The 16767-nt window shown below is 70.0% G+C and carries 15 protein-coding genes; 9 read left to right on the top strand and 6 right to left on the bottom strand.

Going from position 1 to position 16767, the window contains the following annotated elements; genetic code table 11:
- A partial coding sequence (locus Pmi06nite_RS06785) for a DUF222 domain-containing protein (RefSeq protein ID WP_239113728.1) occupies positions 1-1573 on the bottom strand: 1573 nt, incomplete at its 3' end.
- A 512-nt stretch (positions 1574-2085) separates the two neighbouring features.
- On the opposite strand from Pmi06nite_RS06785, the gene Pmi06nite_RS06780 reads away from it, so the two are divergent.
- Positions 2086-2439, top strand: a complete 354-nt coding sequence (locus tag Pmi06nite_RS06780) for a hypothetical protein (RefSeq protein WP_203952000.1) — start codon at positions 2086-2088, stop codon at positions 2437-2439.
- A 173-nt stretch (positions 2440-2612) separates the two neighbouring features.
- Here Pmi06nite_RS06780 and arfB read toward each other — a convergent pair whose 3' ends face one another.
- Complete coding sequence (gene arfB / locus Pmi06nite_RS06775; RefSeq protein WP_203951999.1) at positions 2613-3035, bottom strand: alternative ribosome rescue aminoacyl-tRNA hydrolase ArfB; 423 nt, start codon at positions 3033-3035, stop codon at positions 2613-2615.
- A gap of 459 nt (positions 3036-3494) precedes the next feature.
- Here arfB and Pmi06nite_RS06770 point away from each other — a divergent pair, with 459 nt between their 5' ends.
- The 3 genes from Pmi06nite_RS06770 (at position 3495) to Pmi06nite_RS06760 (ending at position 6784) form a co-directional block, all read left to right on the top strand.
- Entirely contained in the window at positions 3495-4331 is an 837-nt protein-coding gene (locus tag Pmi06nite_RS06770; protein WP_203951998.1) for a hypothetical protein, read from the top strand.
- 50 nt (positions 4332-4381) lie between these two features.
- Positions 4382-4957, top strand: a complete 576-nt coding sequence (locus Pmi06nite_RS06765) for an HAD family hydrolase (RefSeq protein ID WP_203951997.1) — start codon at positions 4382-4384, stop codon at positions 4955-4957.
- 261 nt (positions 4958-5218) lie between these two features.
- Positions 5219-6784 carry an alkaline phosphatase D family protein gene (locus Pmi06nite_RS06760; protein ID WP_203951996.1) on the top strand — a complete coding sequence of 522 codons (1566 nt, stop codon included), beginning with the start codon at positions 5219-5221 and terminating at the stop codon, positions 6782-6784.
- On the opposite strand, the gene Pmi06nite_RS06755 is transcribed toward Pmi06nite_RS06760, so the two are convergent.
- Together Pmi06nite_RS06755 and Pmi06nite_RS06750 are read right to left on the bottom strand one after the other, a co-directional pair.
- A complete protein-coding gene (locus Pmi06nite_RS06755; RefSeq protein ID WP_203951995.1) occupies positions 6769-8226 on the bottom strand; it encodes an FG-GAP repeat protein in 1458 nt (485 codons plus the stop codon). The genes Pmi06nite_RS06760 and Pmi06nite_RS06755 overlap by 16 nt on opposite strands.
- A gap of 88 nt (positions 8227-8314) precedes the next feature.
- Positions 8315-9769 (bottom strand): MFS transporter, encoded by a 1455-nt coding sequence (locus tag Pmi06nite_RS06750; protein ID WP_239113725.1) that lies wholly within the window; start codon positions 9767-9769, stop codon positions 8315-8317.
- Between the two features lie 143 nt (positions 9770-9912).
- On the opposite strand from Pmi06nite_RS06750, the gene Pmi06nite_RS06745 reads away from it, so the two are divergent.
- The 5 genes from Pmi06nite_RS06745 to Pmi06nite_RS06725 are packed head-to-tail and all read left to right on the top strand — an operon-like array spanning position 9913 to position 15173.
- The gene (locus Pmi06nite_RS06745; protein WP_239113724.1) at positions 9913-10872 is read left to right on the top strand and encodes an STM4015 family protein; all 960 of its coding nucleotides are present in this window, start codon (positions 9913-9915) and stop codon (positions 10870-10872) included.
- Positions 10869-12065 carry an STM4014 family protein gene (locus Pmi06nite_RS06740; protein ID WP_203951992.1) on the top strand — a complete coding sequence of 399 codons (1197 nt, stop codon included), beginning with the start codon at positions 10869-10871 and terminating at the stop codon, positions 12063-12065. The genes Pmi06nite_RS06745 and Pmi06nite_RS06740 overlap by 4 nt, the downstream gene beginning before the upstream one ends.
- A gap of 41 nt (positions 12066-12106) precedes the next feature.
- Positions 12107-12976: an STM4013/SEN3800 family hydrolase gene (locus Pmi06nite_RS06735; RefSeq protein ID WP_203952008.1), complete on the top strand. Its 870-nt coding sequence runs from the start codon at positions 12107-12109 to the stop codon at positions 12974-12976.
- Positions 12973-14283, top strand: coding sequence for an STM4012 family radical SAM protein (locus Pmi06nite_RS06730; RefSeq protein WP_203951991.1), 1311 nt, complete (start codon positions 12973-12975; stop codon positions 14281-14283). The genes Pmi06nite_RS06735 and Pmi06nite_RS06730 overlap by 4 nt, the downstream gene beginning before the upstream one ends.
- Complete coding sequence (locus Pmi06nite_RS06725; protein WP_239113723.1) at positions 14280-15173, top strand: STM4011 family radical SAM protein; 894 nt, start codon at positions 14280-14282, stop codon at positions 15171-15173. The genes Pmi06nite_RS06730 and Pmi06nite_RS06725 overlap by 4 nt, the downstream gene beginning before the upstream one ends.
- Here the strand turns inward: Pmi06nite_RS06725 and Pmi06nite_RS06720 are convergent.
- Together Pmi06nite_RS06720 and Pmi06nite_RS06715 are read right to left on the bottom strand one after the other, a co-directional pair.
- Positions 15149-16354, bottom strand: coding sequence for a DUF6745 domain-containing protein (locus tag Pmi06nite_RS06720; protein ID WP_239113722.1), 1206 nt, complete (start codon positions 16352-16354; stop codon positions 15149-15151). The two genes, Pmi06nite_RS06725 and Pmi06nite_RS06720, sit on opposite strands and share 25 nt — an antisense overlap.
- A complete protein-coding gene (locus Pmi06nite_RS06715) occupies positions 16354-16680 on the bottom strand; it encodes a DUF8820 family protein (RefSeq protein WP_203951990.1) in 327 nt (108 codons plus the stop codon). The genes Pmi06nite_RS06720 and Pmi06nite_RS06715 overlap by 1 nt, the downstream gene beginning before the upstream one ends.
- Positions 16681-16767 lie beyond the last annotated feature (87 nt).

Raw genomic sequence — 16767 nt, 5'->3', positions numbered from 1 at the left:
CTCTTCTTTGGGCTCCGGTGGCCAGTCGTACGGCTCGGCCCATGTCCAGGACCTGTCCGTCGGCGTCCATCACCATCCGGACCAGCGAAGACGTGCGGGCCAGCCGGGCGATGGAGTCGGAGGACAGCAGTTGACCGGTGGCCAGCAGCAACCCGGGCGTCGCCCGGTTCGGCGCACGCCCGCACCGCCCGCACTCACCCTCCCGACCACCAGCATGGCCATCGTCGGTGTTGCTTCTGGCCTTGGCATCGCCACCCGTTTGCGCGCTGCCGCCGCCCACATCGGCATCCGCGGGGTCACCGGCATCCGGGTGCACGGAACCGGAACCGGGGTGCGGATCGGTGGGAACGGGGTTGCCGGGATCCGCGTTAGTGCCGGCGGTGTCGGGGCGAGCGGTACTGGTGCGAGCCCTGTCGGCGCGGGCGGCATCGGCCGGGTGGTCATCAGGTAGGGACTCGGCGTTGACCAGGACGAGCAACTCAGTAGTGATCTTGTTCTCCAGCAACGCCATCAACGCATCCGCGTTACGCACCCGCAACGGCCGCTCATCACCCTCGACCTTGGGCTTGGCATAGGCGTCCAACCACGTCCGCAACCGCGCCGCCGCCTCCCGCGGCAACCGGAACTCCCCCTCCATCCCACCCGAACCCGACGGACGGACCACCAAGAACCGCCGCTCATAATCGGCGTCCTCGTCCTTGCCCGCCCGGCCAGGATCCAACAACGCCCGCAAAAACCGGCCCGCCCTGGCCACCTCCGCCGGACCCGCCTGATCCGCCAGCCCCACCAAAATCGGTTCAGCAACTTGCGCCTGCTCATCGGTCAACCCACCGACCGCCACACAGATCGCATACACCCGCCCCTCCGACAGGCTGCCCGCAGCAAACCGCGCCCGTACCACCGGCAACCGAGCCAACTCCGCTGCAAGCACCAGCACACGACCAGCCGAACCCCCATCCATCCCACACCCACCCCGCAACCACATCCGCGTACTCGCATAACCCTGCGCCCTGGCCTCACCCGCCCCATGCACCCGACCCACCCGAGCCGTGATCGCCGAGATCAACCGATCCCGCGCCCCCACCAACACCTCAACCTCAGCCAGACACTCCGCACCCGACTCCGGCACCCCACCCACCACCAACCCCGACACCGCCGCCTCCACCCCAGCCACCAACTCCCACGACGACACCCCCAGCCCAGACACCGGAGCACCATCAGGCGTGGACGCCCACGTCGATCGATCAGAGCCCCTGGCCCGCTCACCCCCCGACTCCTGAGAGCCGGCCCCATCAACCCGAACACCTTCGGGACGGGCACCTTCGGCACGGTCATCCTCAGCACTTGCGACCCCCAGACCGGGGCCACCGTGACGGGCATCGGCACGCGAGGCCCAATCAAAGGCAGCCGCAGCTCCAGCGGACACCTCCTCTGGGCACTCCGACTCAGGGCACTCCGACTCGGGACAATCTGGCTCTGGACACTCCGGCACCTTCAACGCCGACGTGCCGTCCGACGACCACGACCGAGCCCGCGCAGCCACCTCGGCCCACCACTCCGGCCCACAGGGCATCGCCCCCGACTCCGCGGAAGAACGCCGCACACGCGAACCCGACATGACGCCCTCCCCGTAATCGAAAATCTGTTCTAATCATGTCACACTCTGTAGTCACTGCGCTACAGCTATCGAACAGAATTTCTATACGCTTCACACCGTCGCTTGCCGCTGAAATGTCCGAAGTCTAATGATGGGCAGCAATTTGCGTAAGCCGCGCGAATGGGGTCGAGTACGACGGAGGAAATGGTGACATGTCGAAAACCGACGCTGTTAGACGGTTAATTACATGGCTAAAACGATTGTGCGGAGTGTGCAGTCTTCCCTAAAAGTAACCTGCTCAGATGCCATGTGGCACGTGCTGTGATGACCGACGTATCCGTAAACCGATGGATATGGAAAGTTCTGATTGGTCAATCGGTAGCCGATTCTCGCCGAAAAAGCGGAGCCAATAACTGAGAAAAGGTCGGGGCTCCAACCGAATTCTGGGATCGTGGAGCCGTTGACCGGCAAGGAGAAAGGGAACGGCGATGGCCGCTAAGAACTATGGAGCCGACACCGACGACGGCTACCGCATCGATGATCCATCACCGGAGGCGATCGCCGTGCTGATCGCCGAGTTGCATCCCGCCGACAACACCTTCGTCACCATCAAGCCGGACGGAGGTTCGCCTGCCTGGTGCGCTTCGGTGTCCCTGATCGGCGAGGACCTCTACCAGATCGAGTATCGGGAGGGTGGAGAGCTCAGCATCACCACGTACGCCGACCCGGACGAGGTGGTCGACGACGTCATCCAATGGCTGGAGACGCGCGGTGACCCCACCTCGGCGCCGGGGCCTCGAGAGAGCGTCCCATCGCCTGGGGTGCCTGGCCTTGACCTTTGAGAGGCGCCGGCGGCAGCTCGACCCGGCCCGGCGGCCACCGCATCTCGGCCTGACGGTCATCCCGTCCCGGCCAGGCGGCCACCTCGTCCCGGCTTGGCGACCCGGATCCAGCCGCGCTCGAACCCGGCCCGAGAGCGGCCAACCAGCCGGTAATGGGTCGGGCAGGTGCTTCGTCAGTCCTCGGAGCGGCGCAGGCGCTTGATGTCGGAGCGCTGCTTCTTCGCCGTCAGACGCCTCTCGACGGCCCCTCGGGAAGGCTTGGTCGGACGGCGCTTCCTGGGGGGTGGCGCGATGGCCTCGCGAATCAGCTGAGCCAGCCGCATCTCCGCGGCTTCGCGATTGCGGAGCTGTGATCGGAACTCGGACGCGGCGATGGTGATCACGCCGTCGACGAGCCGGGGGCCGAGACGCTCGAGAGCCCGAGTCTTCAACGTGGGTTCGAGCGCGGTCGTGGTCTCGACGTTGTAGCTCAGCTCGACCCGGCTGTCGGTCGTGTTGACCCCTTGGCCGCCCGGACCTGAAGAGCGGGAGAACCGCCAGCCGAGCTCCGCCTCGGGTACGACGACCGAGCCGCGGATGTGCAGCGGGCCTGGCATTGTGTCCTCTCCTCACGCGACGTGCTCGCACGTCTTGCGCGCACGTTGTACTCATACGTCTTACTCATGCATCTTGCCGTCGCGGCGCGCCTGTCACGGCGAACCTGTCACGGCGCGCTGCCGCGGTGTCCGTCGAGCCGTCTGCCGCGGCGTCTGTCGCGGTCCCTACCTCAATGTGCTGCCATGACTTCCCGCAACGGTGTCGTGACGCCGGACCGCCACCGGCTTCCGTGGGACTCAAAGCGTAGCCATCGACCCTCATTCCCTATCAACTGATTTATCCCCGCAAATCAGGTGTTGCCTTGTCACGATCCACCCCCTCATGCACAGTGTCTCGGGAGCATCTGCGGACTACCCGGCTGCGGCTCACGCCCACAGGTCACCCGGCTGTGGGTCGCAGACAGGGTTCTACGCAGGTTTTACGCAGGGTTCTACCGAGTGGAGGCGGGCTACCCGGTCATGACCACGATCGTCGGAGTCCACGGCATCGGCAAGTACCACTACTACGAGGAGTCCGGCGGCTCTCCCGGCCGCGCTGCGGAGACCATGCGTCTCAAGTGGAACGGCTACCTGCACAAGGGCCTGGCCGGCCTCGCATCCCAAGGCGGTCAAGACTACTTCTCCGAGATCGCCTACTACGCCCACCACCTGCACTCGGGGCCGCCCCGTCCGCCCAAGCAGATGGACGCTCCGGCGAAGCTGGTCTTCGCCGACTGGGCGGGCCAGCTCGACGGGCGCATCCGCAGTGCCGCGGGGGAGTCGCTCACGGGTATCGCCCATCGGCTCGCCGAATGGCTGCTGGCCAGGCTCGGCCCCAACGCCATGAAGTTCGCGCAGGACTTCTGCCCCGAGGTGGCGACCTACCTCGGCGGCGGTGACCCGCGCGTCCGCGCCCGCGACACGGTCGCAGACGTGATCCGCAGAAGGCAGCCCCGCGTGGTGATCGCCCACTCCCTGGGCAGTGTGGTCGCCTACGAGGCGTTCTGGGCCCACGCCGACCTGTCCACCGAGTTGCTCATCACGCTCGGAAGCCCCCTCGGCATGCGGAACGTCGTCTTCGAACGGCTCTCGCCGGTTCCCCTCCACGGGCGAGGCACCCGGCCTCCGGGCGTCAAGCGCTGGATCAACATCGCCGACAAGGACGACATCGCCGCCATCCCGCCGGATCTTCAGGCCTTCTTCGACGGGATCGAGCGCGACGTCGCCTGCAACATCGACTGGCTCGACTTCCACACGGTCCGCAACTACCTGGGCTGCGGCGCCGCGAACGAATATCTCAAACCTTACCTGGCCTGACGGCACCTGGTCGGACGTCCGTAACGAACATCCTCTATGCTCATTCAATCATGAGGCATGTTCTTTTTGATTACGGCAATGTCATCTGCCTGCCCCAGTCCGAGGCGGACGCCGCCCGGCTGGCCCAGGGCATCCCCGGATTCGAGGAGCGGTACTGGGACCTGCGCCTCGACTTCGACCGGGGCACGCTGGACGACGGGGCGTACTGGTCCGCCGTGTACGGCCGGCCGGTCGCGGGCGCCGAGCTCGACCAGGCCATCGCGCTCGACGTGGCCAGCTGGTCGCGCCCCAACGAGGAGACGCTGGCGATCGTCGACGAGCTCGCGGCGGGGGGAGTCCCGATGGCGTTGTTGTCCAACGCCCCCGTGAGCATCGCGGACGGTGTCGACCTGCTGCCCTTCATGGCTCCGATCCGGCCGCGGTTCTTCAGCGGCCGCATGGGCCTGGTGAAGCCGGACCAGGAGATCTATCTCCGCGTCGCGGAGAGCATGGGCGTCGCCCCCGGCGACATCGTCTTCGTCGACGACCGGCTGGAGAACATCGAGGGGGCGGAGCGGGCGGGCATGACCGGCGTCCACTTCCGTGACGCCGCGACGCTGCGCGACGATCTCAAGCTCGCCCTCTGAACGGCGTCCTCAGCCGTAAGCCGGCGTCGGCCTGAACGGCCGGCGCTGACGCGGGTTCCAAACGGGTTCCAAAACGGGTTCCAAAACGGTTCCCGATGCGCGTTCCTGATGGGGAGATGAACGCCGATTAACGCGCTCGAGCCTTCCCCTTCAGATGCCGTTCAGCAAAGGTGGGAAGTCAAAAGCACTGTTCATCATGGGTTTCTTCGCCCGCCACAGTTGTAAAGGGCGCGCGTTAACCGCGGCCGCTGGACTGGCAGCGTGCAGACGAATGCGTCACGAAGAGTGTTCCTGTCCGCTGCGGCCGCCGGTGCGGGCGGCCTGCTCCTGTCGGGGTCCGCCCTCCCGGGGCGCCTGCCGTACGGCGGGGCGCTCAAGAGGGACCCGTTCACCCTCGGCGTCGCGTCGGGAGACCCCACTCCCGACGGCGTCGTGTTGTGGACCCGGCTCGCCCTCGAGCCCACGGCGCCCGACGGACTCGGCGGCATGCCCAGCGGTTCCTACGACGTCGACTGGCAACTCGCGGCCGACGAACGGTTCTCCAAGATCGTCAGATCGGGTACGGCGACGGCCCGGGCGGCGCAGGCGCACAGCGTCCACATCGAGGTGAACGGCCTCCAGCCCGGCACGGAGTACTTCTACCGCTTCCGCGTCGACGGCCATGTGTCTCCGGCGGGCCGTACGCGGACCACGCCTGCGGGGCTCTCGCCGCTGAAGTTCGCGATGGCGGCCTGCGCCCACTGGGAACACGGCTACTACACGGCCTACCGCCGGATCTCGGAACAGGACCCGGACCTCGTCGTGCACCTCGGGGACTACATCTACGAGTACGCCCCCAGCGGCTACACCGCGGTGAGCGGCGTCGTCCGCCGCCACGCGGGACCGAAGTGCCAGTCGCTGGGCGACTACCGGCTCAGGCTCGCCCAGTACAAGAGCGATCCCGACCTGCAGGCGGCCCACCAGGTGGCCCCCTGGCTGGTCGTCTTCGACGACCACGAAGTGGAGAACAACTGGGCGGGCTCGGTGTCCTCGGTGTCCGGCACCGGCGCCGCGGCCTTCGCCCGGCGCAAGGCCGCCGCGTTCCAGGCCTACTACGAGAACATGCCGCTGCGCCGGGGGAACCTCCCCAGGGGAGGCTCGATCCGGATCAACCGGCGGATCGACTGGGGCACGATGGCGACCTTCCACCTGCTCGACACCAGGCAGTTCCGCGACGACCAGGCCTGCGACGACGGCGAGCGCTCCGGCTGCGACGACCGGCTCGACGCGGGTCGCTCGATCCTCGGCGCGGACCAGCGCGGCTGGCTCCTCGACGGGCTCGGCAGGTCCGAGGCCCGGTGGAACCTCATCGGCCAGCAGGTCATCATGGCGCAGCGCGACGGCAGGACCGGCCCGGGCGTCGACGTCAACATGGACAGCTGGGACGGGTATGCGGCCGACCGCACCCGGCTCCTCGAAGGGATCAAGGCGTCCGGGGCGGCCAACCCCGTCGTCCTCACCGGCGACGCCCACACGCACTACGCCGCGACCCTGAAGCCGGACTTCGCCGACCCCGACTCGCCGCAGGTGGCGGTCGAACTCGTCACCTCGTCGGTGTCGAGTGACGGCGACGGGTACCGTGACGCGGCCGGCATCGCGGAGACCATGCGGGAGAACCCGCACTTCTCCTTCATCGACCAGCGCCGCGGCTACATCGTCTGCTCGATGTCACAGGACGAGATGCGGGCCGAGTTCCGCACGCTCGACTACATCACCAGGCGCGGCGCGCCCGCCAAGACCGCGGCCAGCTTCACGATCCCCTCGGGCCACGCTCAGCTCAGCGCGTAGCCGTACAGGTCGTCCCGGCCGCCCGTGCGCGCCACGCGGGCGGTTCCGGGGACGGCGCCCGGGTAGGAGCCCTTCTTCACCTTGGTGCTCACCGTGGTCAGGCGGCCGGAGCCCGGCGAGGCGATCAGCAGCTTCCCGCCCTCGGCCAGGACCGACGACCCGAAGGCCCCCGTCCTGTCGCCCGTGAGCAGGAGATTGTGGTTGCGGGTGAGACCGCCGCTGCGCGTCCCGGGGATCACCTGGACGGCGCCCTCGCCCGGCGCACCCACGATCAGTTCGTCGTCCTTGTCGCCGTTGAGGTCCCCGGTCGCGAGCGACGAGCCGAACCTGTCGTAGTAACGCGGGATGCCAGCCAGGATCGTCTGCGTCCACATCTCGCTGCGGGTCGCGGTCAGGCCGCGGGCCGAGCCGTACAGGACATTGACCGCGCCGTCGCCGTAGTCCATCCCGCGGGTGAGGGTGGAGGAGACGTCCTCGCCGGGAACGCCGATCGCGAGGTCGTCGCGCCCATCGGCGTTGAAGTCGCCGGTCGCCAGATCGGAGCCGAAGGCGTCCCACCGCTCCGCGGAGCCGGGCACGTTCCGGCTGTTCTGCGTGTAGGCGCTCGCGTGCCGCTTGCGCGGATCGATGATCGTGACGGTGCCCGAGCCCGGCGTCTTGGTCCCGCCGTCACCCGGTGCCCCGACCGCGATCTCGTCCTTGCCGTCTCCGTTGAAGTCGCCCGCCGCCAGCGACTCGCCGAACAGGTCGGTCTGTCCCCGGCCCTGGTGGACCCAGCTCGTGGCCTGGGTGACCAGCGTGCCCTTGCCGTACGGCGAGCGGTGGTTCATGCCGAAGACGCCGACGCCTCCGCCGCCCGTCATGCCGGGTGCTCCGACGATCAGCTCGTCGTCGCCGTCCCCGTCGAGGTCGCCGGCGGCCAGGGCCGCGCCGAACCTGTCGGTGCCGTGTTTGCGGCCGAGCCGGGTGACGTCGATGGATCTGACCGTGCCGAGCCCGCTCCGCGTTCCGAAGAGGATGTGGACGACGCCGTTCCCGTCGGCCCCGGGAACACGGGAGCCGAAGAACTCCTCAGAGACGCCGATCGCCAGGTCGGTACAGCCGTCGCCGTTGAAGTCGCCCTCGGCGACCGCCGATCCGAACGAGTCGTTGATCTCCGGCGAGCCCCCGATGCCGCCGGAGCCCTGGTGCAGGGTCTTCTGCGGGGTGAGACCGTTTCGCGCGCTCCCGTACAGGGTGACCGTTCCCGCGCGGGCCTTCCCGTTCACCGTCGCGTACGGCGAGGCCACGGCGACGAACGCCGGGCAGCCCTTGGCCACGCGGGGCGCGGTGCCCGCAGCGGTGAGAGCGGAGGCGGGAGAGGCCGCAAGGAGGGAGGGAAGCGCCACCACGGGGGTGGCCAGAGCCACCGCGAGCAGGGCGGACGTGCGCGAAACGCTCATGTGCCGGATCGTCTCCGGCTATCTGGACACGAGGCCCACCAGCACATGAACCGCCCACGTCGGCTGTCTTAACTCGGCGCTGTAAGCCTCAGGACTTGACCTCACCCTCGATGGGCGGTGCGTCGAGCGAGCAGTGGATCTTGCGCTCGGGCTCGGGGGCATCGGCCAGCACGTTGCCCCGGATCGTGAAGAAGGTGGTCACGGCGGCGACGGCAAGCATGGCGGCACTGATCAGCATCGCGGTGTGGAAGCCGTGGGTGAAGGCGGCCGGCGAGTTGTAGGCGTCCCCGGTCAGACCCACCAGGGGCGGGACGGCCGCGACGGCGAGCAGGCCGCCGGTCCGGGCGAGGGCGTTGTTGACCCCGCTCGCGACCCCCGCGTAGCGCTCCTCGGCCGTGGCCAGCACCGTGGCGGTCAGGGGGGCGACGGCGGTGCTCAGGCCCAGGCCGAAGACGAGCGCCGCGGGCAGCACGTCGACGATGTAGGAGGCGCCGGGCCCGATCCTGCTCATGAGGACGAGGCCCGCCGCGCAGGCGAGGATGCCGCCGGTCATGGGGATCCGGGGGCCGATGCGCTTGGCGAGCTCTCCCGAGCGGGCCGACAGCAGCAACATCAGGATCGTCACCGGAAGCATCGCGGACCCCGCCGCGATAGGGGAGAACCCGGCCGACACCTGGAGTTGGACGACGAGCAGGAAGAACACGACGCCCATCGCCGCGTACATGATCAGCGTCACGACGTTGACCGCGGTGAAGACACGGGACCTGAAGATCCCCACAGGGACGAGGGCGTCGGGGGAGCGCCGCATCTCCACGACGACGAAGGACGCGGCGAGGACCAGCCCCGCGACGAGGGGGAAGACTCCCGCGCCGCCGAGGATCAGGCCGTAGGTGACGCCCGCCAGAGCCAGCGCGGCCAGCGCGGAGCCGAGCACGTCGAACCTGCCGTGCGCCGTGGTGTCCCTGGTCTCCGGGACGTGCCGTGCGGCCACCGCGAGGACGACGGCCGCGAGGGGGAGGTTGAGCAGGAAGACCCAGCGCCAGCCGGCCGTCTCCACCAGCCATCCGCCCAGGAGGGGGCCGATCGCCGACGCGACTCCGCCGAGACCCGACCAGGCGCCGACCGCACGGGGACGGTCCTCATGGGCGAAGCTCGCCTGGATGATCGCCAGCGAGCCGGGGGTGAGCAGCGCCCCGCCGATGCCCTGGAGCGCCCGGGCGAGGATGAGCACCTCGATGTTCGGGGCGAGGCCGCACAGAGCGGAGGCGGAGGCGAACCACACGACACCGATCATGAAGACCTTGCGCCTGCCGTACCGGTCGCCGAGGGAGCCTCCGAGCAGGATCAGCCCGGCGAGCGTCAGCGTGTACGCGTTGATCGTCCACTGGAGCCCCGACATGCCCGTGCCGAGATCGCGGGCGAGGGCGGGCAGGGCCACGTTGACCACGGTGCCGTCCAGCATCGCCATTCCGGATCCGAGGACCGTCGTGAGAAGGACCCAACGGCCCGGGATCGAGTTGAGCCGGATCTGGCCTGATTCCATACGGGCCATCATGGTCCGTCGCGTCGGGCGCCGCTTCGGTAGGTGGACTGAACGGGCGCAGTCGACTGAACGGATGCGACCGAAGTGTCGCCTGTCTCTGGTAAGACATGATCCGCCAGTCCCCCCAGGCGAGGAGCACCTCTGTGACCGAGCACGACAATCCGCGCAGACACGTCTGCGGCTACCGGGATCGCTACGCCGATCTTCCCGTCGCCGAGTTCACCGGCGAAGGCGACCCCGGGAAGCTTCCGGAGGCCGGCTCGGTGGCCTGGCGCCTGGCCGCGGAGCCGTACGACGCACAGGAGGGGGCCTTCGCGGCGCTGTTCGCTCGCTTCATGGAGCAGGTGGACACCGAGCCGGTCCGGGCGATCGTCGTGGGCGGCTGGGAGAACCCCTACGAGGTGGGATCGGAGGTGGCGATCCGGCCACTGGCGGACGCGGCTGCGCGATTTCCCGCCCTGCGGGCCCTGTTCGTGGGAGCCCTGCAGTCCGAGCAGTGCGAGATCTCCTGGATCCAGCAGTCGGACGTGACCCCGCTGCTCGAGGCCTACCCGCGGCTGGAGCGGCTGGAGGTCCGGGGAGGAACCGGGCTGGAGTTCAACCCCGTCCGGCACGACGCGCTGCATACGCTCCGCTTCGAGTCCGGCGGCCTGCCCGCCGACGTCGTCCGCGCGGTCGGGCAGTGCGATCTCCCCGCCTTGGAGGAACTCGATCTCTGGCTCGGCGTTGAGAACTACGGCGGCAACTGCTCGGCGGCCGACCTGGACGCGATCATGTCCGGTGAGCGGCTCCCGGCGCTGCGGCACCTGGGCCTGCGGGACAGCGAGATCCAGGACGAGATCGCCGCCGCCGTCGCCTCGGCCCCGGTCATCGCCAGGCTCGAGTCGCTGAGCCTGTCCATGGGCACTCTCACCGACCTGGGGGCGGAGGCGCTGCTGAGCGGGCAGCCGCTCACCCATCTGCGTGAGCTCGACCTCCATCATCACTTCCTGACGGAGCCGATGATCAAGCGGATCCAGGACGCGCTGCCGGGAGTGCAGGTCGACCTGTCCGAGCCGGAGGACCCGGAAGACGAGTGGCGCTACGTCGCGGTCGACGAGTGACCACGGCGAACACGCGGTTCGCCGTCGTCGGCGTCCCGGGCGGCCGGCGGGTCGACCTTTTCCGTGCGGCGGCGGCCCGCGCCGGCCTGCCCGACCCGAACGTGATCTCCTGGCGTGACGTGCTGGCAGGCGATGCGCCGATCCCGCCGGGCAGTGCCGTACGGGTCGACTCTCCCGGTGAGGACGCCGAGGTCGACGCGCTGCTCCGGGGGCCGGGCGATCCGGCGCGGGCAGGGGGCGGCGCGGCCTGGTACGCGGCGTTCCGCGGGGGCCTGCGGAACCTCGCCGAGGCCGTCGAGGCCTCACCGGGCTCGGCGCTGCTCGGCGACGTCGACGAGATCGCCGTGATGTTCGACAAACGGCTGTGTCATGAGCGGCTGCGGGCGGCCGGTGTGCCCGTGCCGCCGGCGCTTCAGGGGCAGGTCGGCTCCTACCGGGAGTTGCGGGAGCTGATGACCCGCGACGGTTGGCCGCGCGTGTTCGTCAAGCCCGCCCACGGATCGTCCGCGTCCGGAGTGATCGCCTTCCAGGCGCTGGGCGCGCGGGTGAAAGCGGTGACGTCTGCGGCGTTGCCGGACGGCTGGGGCACGGGAACCGACGGTCCGGGCGAGGCCGGGCGCGGCCGACGAGGCGGGGCCTCGCTGTACAACTCGCTGCGGGTGCGGACCTACGAGAGCGAGACCGACGTGGCGGCGGTCGTCGGCGCGCTCGCGCCCGACGGGTTGCACGTCGAGCGGTGGTTTCCCAAGGCGTCCATGGACGGCCGGGCCTTCGACCTCCGGGTCGTCGTGGTCGCGGGTGCGCCCACCCATGTCGTCGTCAGAGTGGGCCGCACGCCGATGACGAACCTGCACCTCGGCGGCGTTCGCGGTGACCTCGGCCGGGTGCGGGAGCGTCTCGGGACGGCGGGATGGCAGGGCGCGCTCGACGTATGCGTCCGAGCCGCGGACTGCTTCCCCGGCAGCCTGGCGATCGGAGTCGACCTGATGATCGGAACGGACTGGAGATCCACCGCGGTCGCCGAGGTCAACGCCTTCGGTGACCTGCTCCCGGGCCTGACCGGCCTGCCCGGGGGCCCGGGTGATGGCCTGGACACCTATGCCACACAGATCGCGGCGGTGTCGGGGGGATGGCGGCAGGGCATGCAGTCCCGGGACATCCGAGGCGAGGGAGAGTTGTCATGCGTGACCTGAACACCCGGGATGTGATCACCCGGGACCTGATCACTCGGGACATGAACACCCGGGACATGAACACCGTCGTGGGCAGCCACGACATCCTGCTGGTGACACTGGACACCCTGCGTTACGACGTGGCGGCCCGGCTCGTGGCGGACGGCAGGCTGCCGAACCTGGCCCGCGTGTTGCCGGAAGGAAGATGGGAGCGCCGGCACAGCCCGGGGAGTTTCACCTATGCGGCCCACGCGGCGATGTTCGCGGGCTTCCTCCCCACCCCGGCCGAGCCAGGCGCGCACGCGCGGCCGTTCGCGGCCCGGTTCCCGGGAAGCGAGACGACCGCCGCCGGCACCTGGGTGTTCGACGCCCCGGACCTGCCCACGGGCCTCGCCAAGGCGGGCTACCAAACGGTGTGCGTGGGAGGCGTCGGGTTCTTCAACAAGCAGAGCCCGCTCGGTTCCGCGTTGCCGGGACTGTTCGAGGAGAGTCACTGGGCGCCCGAGTTCGGCGTCACCTCCCGCCATTCCCTGGAGCGGCAGATCGACCGGGCGGAGCTGGCGCTGCGCGACAGGGACGAGCCGGCCTTCCTCTTCGTCAACGTCTCGGCCCTCCATCAGCCCAACTGGTTCCACCTGGCGGGCGCCGCGCAGGAGGACGGCGACACGCTGGAGAGCCACGCGGCCGCCCTGGAATACGTCGACAGGCACATCGGCCGTCTGTTCGCCCTCATGACCAGGAACAGGCCGTGCTTCACGATCATCTGCTCCGACCACGGCACGGCGTACGGGGAGAGCGGCCACACCGGTCACCGGATCGGCCACGAGGTGGTCTGGACGGTGCCGTACGCCGAGTTCGTGCTGGAGCGGACGCCGGCAAGGCCACGCCCGCAGTGGGGGCGTGCGCGCGCATGGGATCGGATCAGGGGATGACAGAGATCGACACCGCAATCAGCCCGTACGACGGATATGTCTACGCCTATCCCCATAAGACGGCGTATCGGCCCTTGGATCCACGTCCTGCTCTGCGCGACGTCTGGGCGGGTGAGCGGACCGACGCGCTCTTCCTCTACCTGCACATCCCCTTCTGCGAGATGCGCTGCGGCTTCTGCAACCTGTTCACGCGGACGGGCGCCCCGGAGGAACTGGTCGGCGCGTACCTCGACGCACTTGAGCGGCAGGCCTACGCGCTTCGGGAGGCGCTGCCGGATCCCCGCTTCGCGGTGGCCGCCGTCGGCGGCGGCACGCCGACCTACCTGAGCCCGGCGGAGCTGAACCGGCTCTTCGACCTCACGGAGAACGTCCTCGGAACCGACCTCCGCGCGATCCCGGTGTCCGTCGAGACCTCGCCCGCGACGGCGACCGCGGACCGCCTCGCCGTGCTCGCCGACCGGGGCGCCACCCGCGTCTCCATCGGCGTGCAGAGCTTCGTCGACGCCGAGGCCCGGGCCGCCGTGCGGCCGCAGAGGCGGTCGGAGGTCGAGGCGGCGCTCGGCCGGATCAGGGACGCCGCGTTCGAGGTGCTCAACATCGACCTGATCTACGGGATCGACGGCCAGACGCCGCGGTCCTGGCGGTACTCCCTGGACTCCGCGCTGGAGTGGCGTCCGGAGGAGCTGTACCTCTATCCGCTGTACGTGCGGCCGCTCACCGGTTTGGGCCGCAGGGACCGCGATTGGGACGACCAGCGGCTCGACCTCTACCGCGTGGGCCGCGACCATCTGCTCGAGGCGGGCTACGAGCAGGTGTCGATGCGGATGTTCCGCCTGCCGGGCTCCGGCGGCTCGACCGAGTACTGCTGTCAGACCGACGGGATGGTCGGCCTGGGCTGCGGCGCCCGGTCGTACACGCGGAGCCTGCACTACTCCTACGAGTACGCCGTGGCGGCGCGGCATGTACGGGCGATCATCGATGATTTCGTCCGCCTGCCCGCCGGTGAGTTCACGGTGGCGAACGTGGGCTTCCGCCTCGACGACGAGGAGATGAGGCGCCGCCATCTGATCCAGTCCCTGCTGCAGGCCGACGGGATGGCGCGCGCGGGCTACCGGGAACGATTCGGCGGCGACGTCATGGACGACTTCGGCGTGGAACTGTCCCGGTACGCCGGCCTCGGGTGGCTGGAGAGCGACCGCGACCTGGTGCGGCTGACCCCGGAGGGCCTGGCCTACTCGGACGCCATCGGCCCGGCCCTGTTCTCCGGCCGAGTGGAGGCACTGATGCAGGCCTATGAGGAGCGATGATGACAGCGGCCGGGCATCTGTCGATCCTCTACCGCGGTCCGCTGTCGAGTTGCGACTACGACTGCGCCTACTGCCCGTTCGCCAAGCGGCGCGACGACCCCGACCGGCTGCGCGCCGACCGGGCCGCGCTGAAGCGCTTCACCACCTGGGTCGCGGAGCAGGACCACCCGATCTCGGTGCTGTTCACGCCGTGGGGTGAAGGGCTCGTCCGCTCGTGGTACCGGGACGCGATGATCGCGCTCAGCCGTCTCGGCCACGTCCGAACGGTGGCGATCCAGACGAACCTGAGTTGCCGCACCGGCTGGCTCGCCGAGGCCGACCTGGGCAGTCTCGCCTTGTGGTGCACGTACCACCCGAGTCAGGTCGCCTACGACCGCTTCCTCGCCAAATGCCGCGACCTGGACCGGATCGGCGTACGGCACAGCGTCGGCATCGTGGGCCATCCGGACCACCTCGGCCCCGCCCGCCGGCTTCGGGCGGACCTTCCCGAGCCGACGTACCTGTGGGTGAACGCCGAGGAGGGGCGCCGCTACACCGACGCGGAGGCGGCCGAGTGGACCGCGATCGACCCCCTCTTCGGGTACAGCCGCCGCCCGCACCTGAGCGCCGGTCTGCCGTGCCGTACCGGCGACACGGTGATCTCGGTGAACGGCGACGGCACGGTCAGGCGATGTCATTTCATCCCCACCGAGCTCGGCAACCTCTATGACGGGTCCTTCCGCCAGGCCCTGCGGCCCCGGCCGTGCCCGGCGGCGGCCTGCGACTGCCACATCGGGTACGTGCACCTGGAGCCGCTGGGCCTCTACGACGTCTTCGCCGGGGGGATCCTCGAGCGCGTGCCGGCGCCGCCCGCCGCTCTTCCCGGTCAGGTCTCCTTCTCGGGACGGTAGTCGGCCTCGGAGACGCCGAAGGTCCAGGCGACGCCCTCCCGGGCTCGTGAGACCGACGGCGGCACCCGGAGGAAGTAGGTCCGGCGGGTTCCGTCGGGCTCCGGCGTGGAGTTGACGACCTGGACCATCACGAGGTCCTCGTCGCCGGGCAGGGCGAGGCGCCACAACGTGCCCGTCTCGTCCCGGTGCATCGCAGACGCGTTGGACTCCTTGAGGTAACGCTCGAACCCGTAGTGCTCCAGCATCACCCGGCGCAGCTCGGCGTTCTCCTCGGCCCGGATCCGCCCGGCGTCGAGCGAGGCCATCGCGGCGCCGAACCCGCTGGGAACGGGCATGCCGTGCCAGGCGTGGAGCGCGAACCCGTCCGGGAAGGACATCGCCGGCCCGTCGGCCCGGTGAAGCCGCCCGGCGTCGTCACGGTGCGCCTCCGACGGGCGCTCGCAGACGAGCGCGATCCGCTCGAACGGCCACCACCAGCCTGCTGCGCGCGCGACCGCGGCCAGACCTCCCAGGGCCGCGCGCGGGACCTCGGCGACGCCCGCCCTGACCCCGCAGACCGGGTCGAAGACGCACAACCAGGCGGCGTCGTGCTGACCGAGGACCGCGTCGAGCGTCGCCCCACGCAGAAGCTCGCCCGCGGTCTCGCCTCCCATCTCCGACATCCGGCGCCGAATGTCGGAGACCGTCCTGTTCACCGGCTGCCAGAGCCGCCCGCCGCCGCCCGCCCACGCCTCGGCCCAGCCGGCCGGGCCGAGCGCGGCGTGGACGGCCGCCCTCGCCCGCTCCCACGGAAGAGTGCGGATCGCCGTGCGCACCGACGCGCCGGCGGCGGCCGACGCGTCCATCGCACGGCCGGTCAGCGAGTCCGCCGGTCGGCCTGCCGCCTCGAGCTGGAGCAGCACCCCCCCGGCGAGCCCGCCGAGATCCGCCCGCTCCAGCGCGTCCGCGCTCGCGGGGTCGGCCAGCAGCAGGGCCGCGACGGCGCCGCGCAAGGGGGAGCCGAGCCAGACGATCCGCTCGGGCCTGGCCAGGCCGGCGTCCCAGTAGGCCTGCCGTACCCCCTCTTCGGCGGCGGCGCGGTCGGCGGGACCCGTGGCGAGGGCCGTCTCCTCCCAGGACCTGGAATCCGAGCCGCCGGGCCGGGCGCCCGGCATGGTCCCGGAACTCAGTGCGGCGGTCATCAGTCGGCCACCACCCGGAAGGCGCCGGGGACGTACTCACGCTGACGGATCACCCGATACCACCCCTTGGGCAGCGAGATCGCGGCGTGTTCCTCGTGGACCAGGCGCCCGCCGGACGGCAGGTGCAGGAACCCCGGGCGGCTCGGATCCGGGTCGAGCAGCAGCGTCCCCGGCCCGGCGATCGCGTGCGCGTGACCGGTGGCCTCTCCCAGCGCCAGCACGAGGCGGCCCCGAGCGTCCCGCGGCTCGGGCGGCCCCGTCCGAGCCTCCGCGGGCACCCCCTCTTCGGGCACCGGCATGATCAGGATGTCTCCCTGGCGGTACATCGCACTCCTCTCCGACCTGATCGGGAAGTTATCCGCCGCCACCGACATTTCCCGGAGTGCGCCTCCGCCCCCCGGGAGGCCGGTTCA

This window comes from Planotetraspora mira (assembly GCF_016863275.1).
GTDB lineage: Bacteria > Actinomycetota > Actinomycetes > Streptosporangiales > Streptosporangiaceae > Planotetraspora > Planotetraspora mira.
The sequence above is the reverse complement of the archived record's forward strand: the minus strand, read 5'-3'. Positions and strand labels throughout refer to the sequence as shown.

Excerpts from the sequence above, each read along its gene's own strand:
- Pmi06nite_RS06780 (WP_203952000.1), top strand. The coding sequence starts at position 2,086 with ATGGCCGCTAAGAACTATGGAGCCGACACCGACGACGGCTACCGCATC.
- arfB (WP_203951999.1), bottom strand. The coding sequence starts at position 3,035 with ATGCCAGGCCCGCTGCACATCCGCGGCTCGGTCGTCGTACCCGAGGCG.
- Pmi06nite_RS06770 (WP_203951998.1), top strand. The coding sequence starts at position 3,495 with ATGACCACGATCGTCGGAGTCCACGGCATCGGCAAGTACCACTACTAC.
- Pmi06nite_RS06765 (WP_203951997.1), top strand. The coding sequence starts at position 4,382 with ATGAGGCATGTTCTTTTTGATTACGGCAATGTCATCTGCCTGCCCCAG.
- Pmi06nite_RS06755 (WP_203951995.1), bottom strand. The coding sequence starts at position 8,226 with ATGAGCGTTTCGCGCACGTCCGCCCTGCTCGCGGTGGCTCTGGCCACC.
- Pmi06nite_RS06750 (WP_239113725.1), bottom strand. The coding sequence starts at position 9,769 with ATGGAATCAGGCCAGATCCGGCTCAACTCGATCCCGGGCCGTTGGGTC.
- Pmi06nite_RS06735 (WP_203952008.1), top strand. The coding sequence starts at position 12,107 with ATGAACACCCGGGACATGAACACCGTCGTGGGCAGCCACGACATCCTG.
- Pmi06nite_RS06730 (WP_203951991.1), top strand. The coding sequence starts at position 12,973 with ATGACAGAGATCGACACCGCAATCAGCCCGTACGACGGATATGTCTAC.
- Pmi06nite_RS06725 (WP_239113723.1), top strand. The coding sequence starts at position 14,280 with ATGATGACAGCGGCCGGGCATCTGTCGATCCTCTACCGCGGTCCGCTG.
- Pmi06nite_RS06720 (WP_239113722.1), bottom strand. The coding sequence starts at position 16,354 with ATGACCGCCGCACTGAGTTCCGGGACCATGCCGGGCGCCCGGCCCGGC.
- Pmi06nite_RS06715 (WP_203951990.1), bottom strand. The coding sequence starts at position 16,680 with ATGTACCGCCAGGGAGACATCCTGATCATGCCGGTGCCCGAAGAGGGG.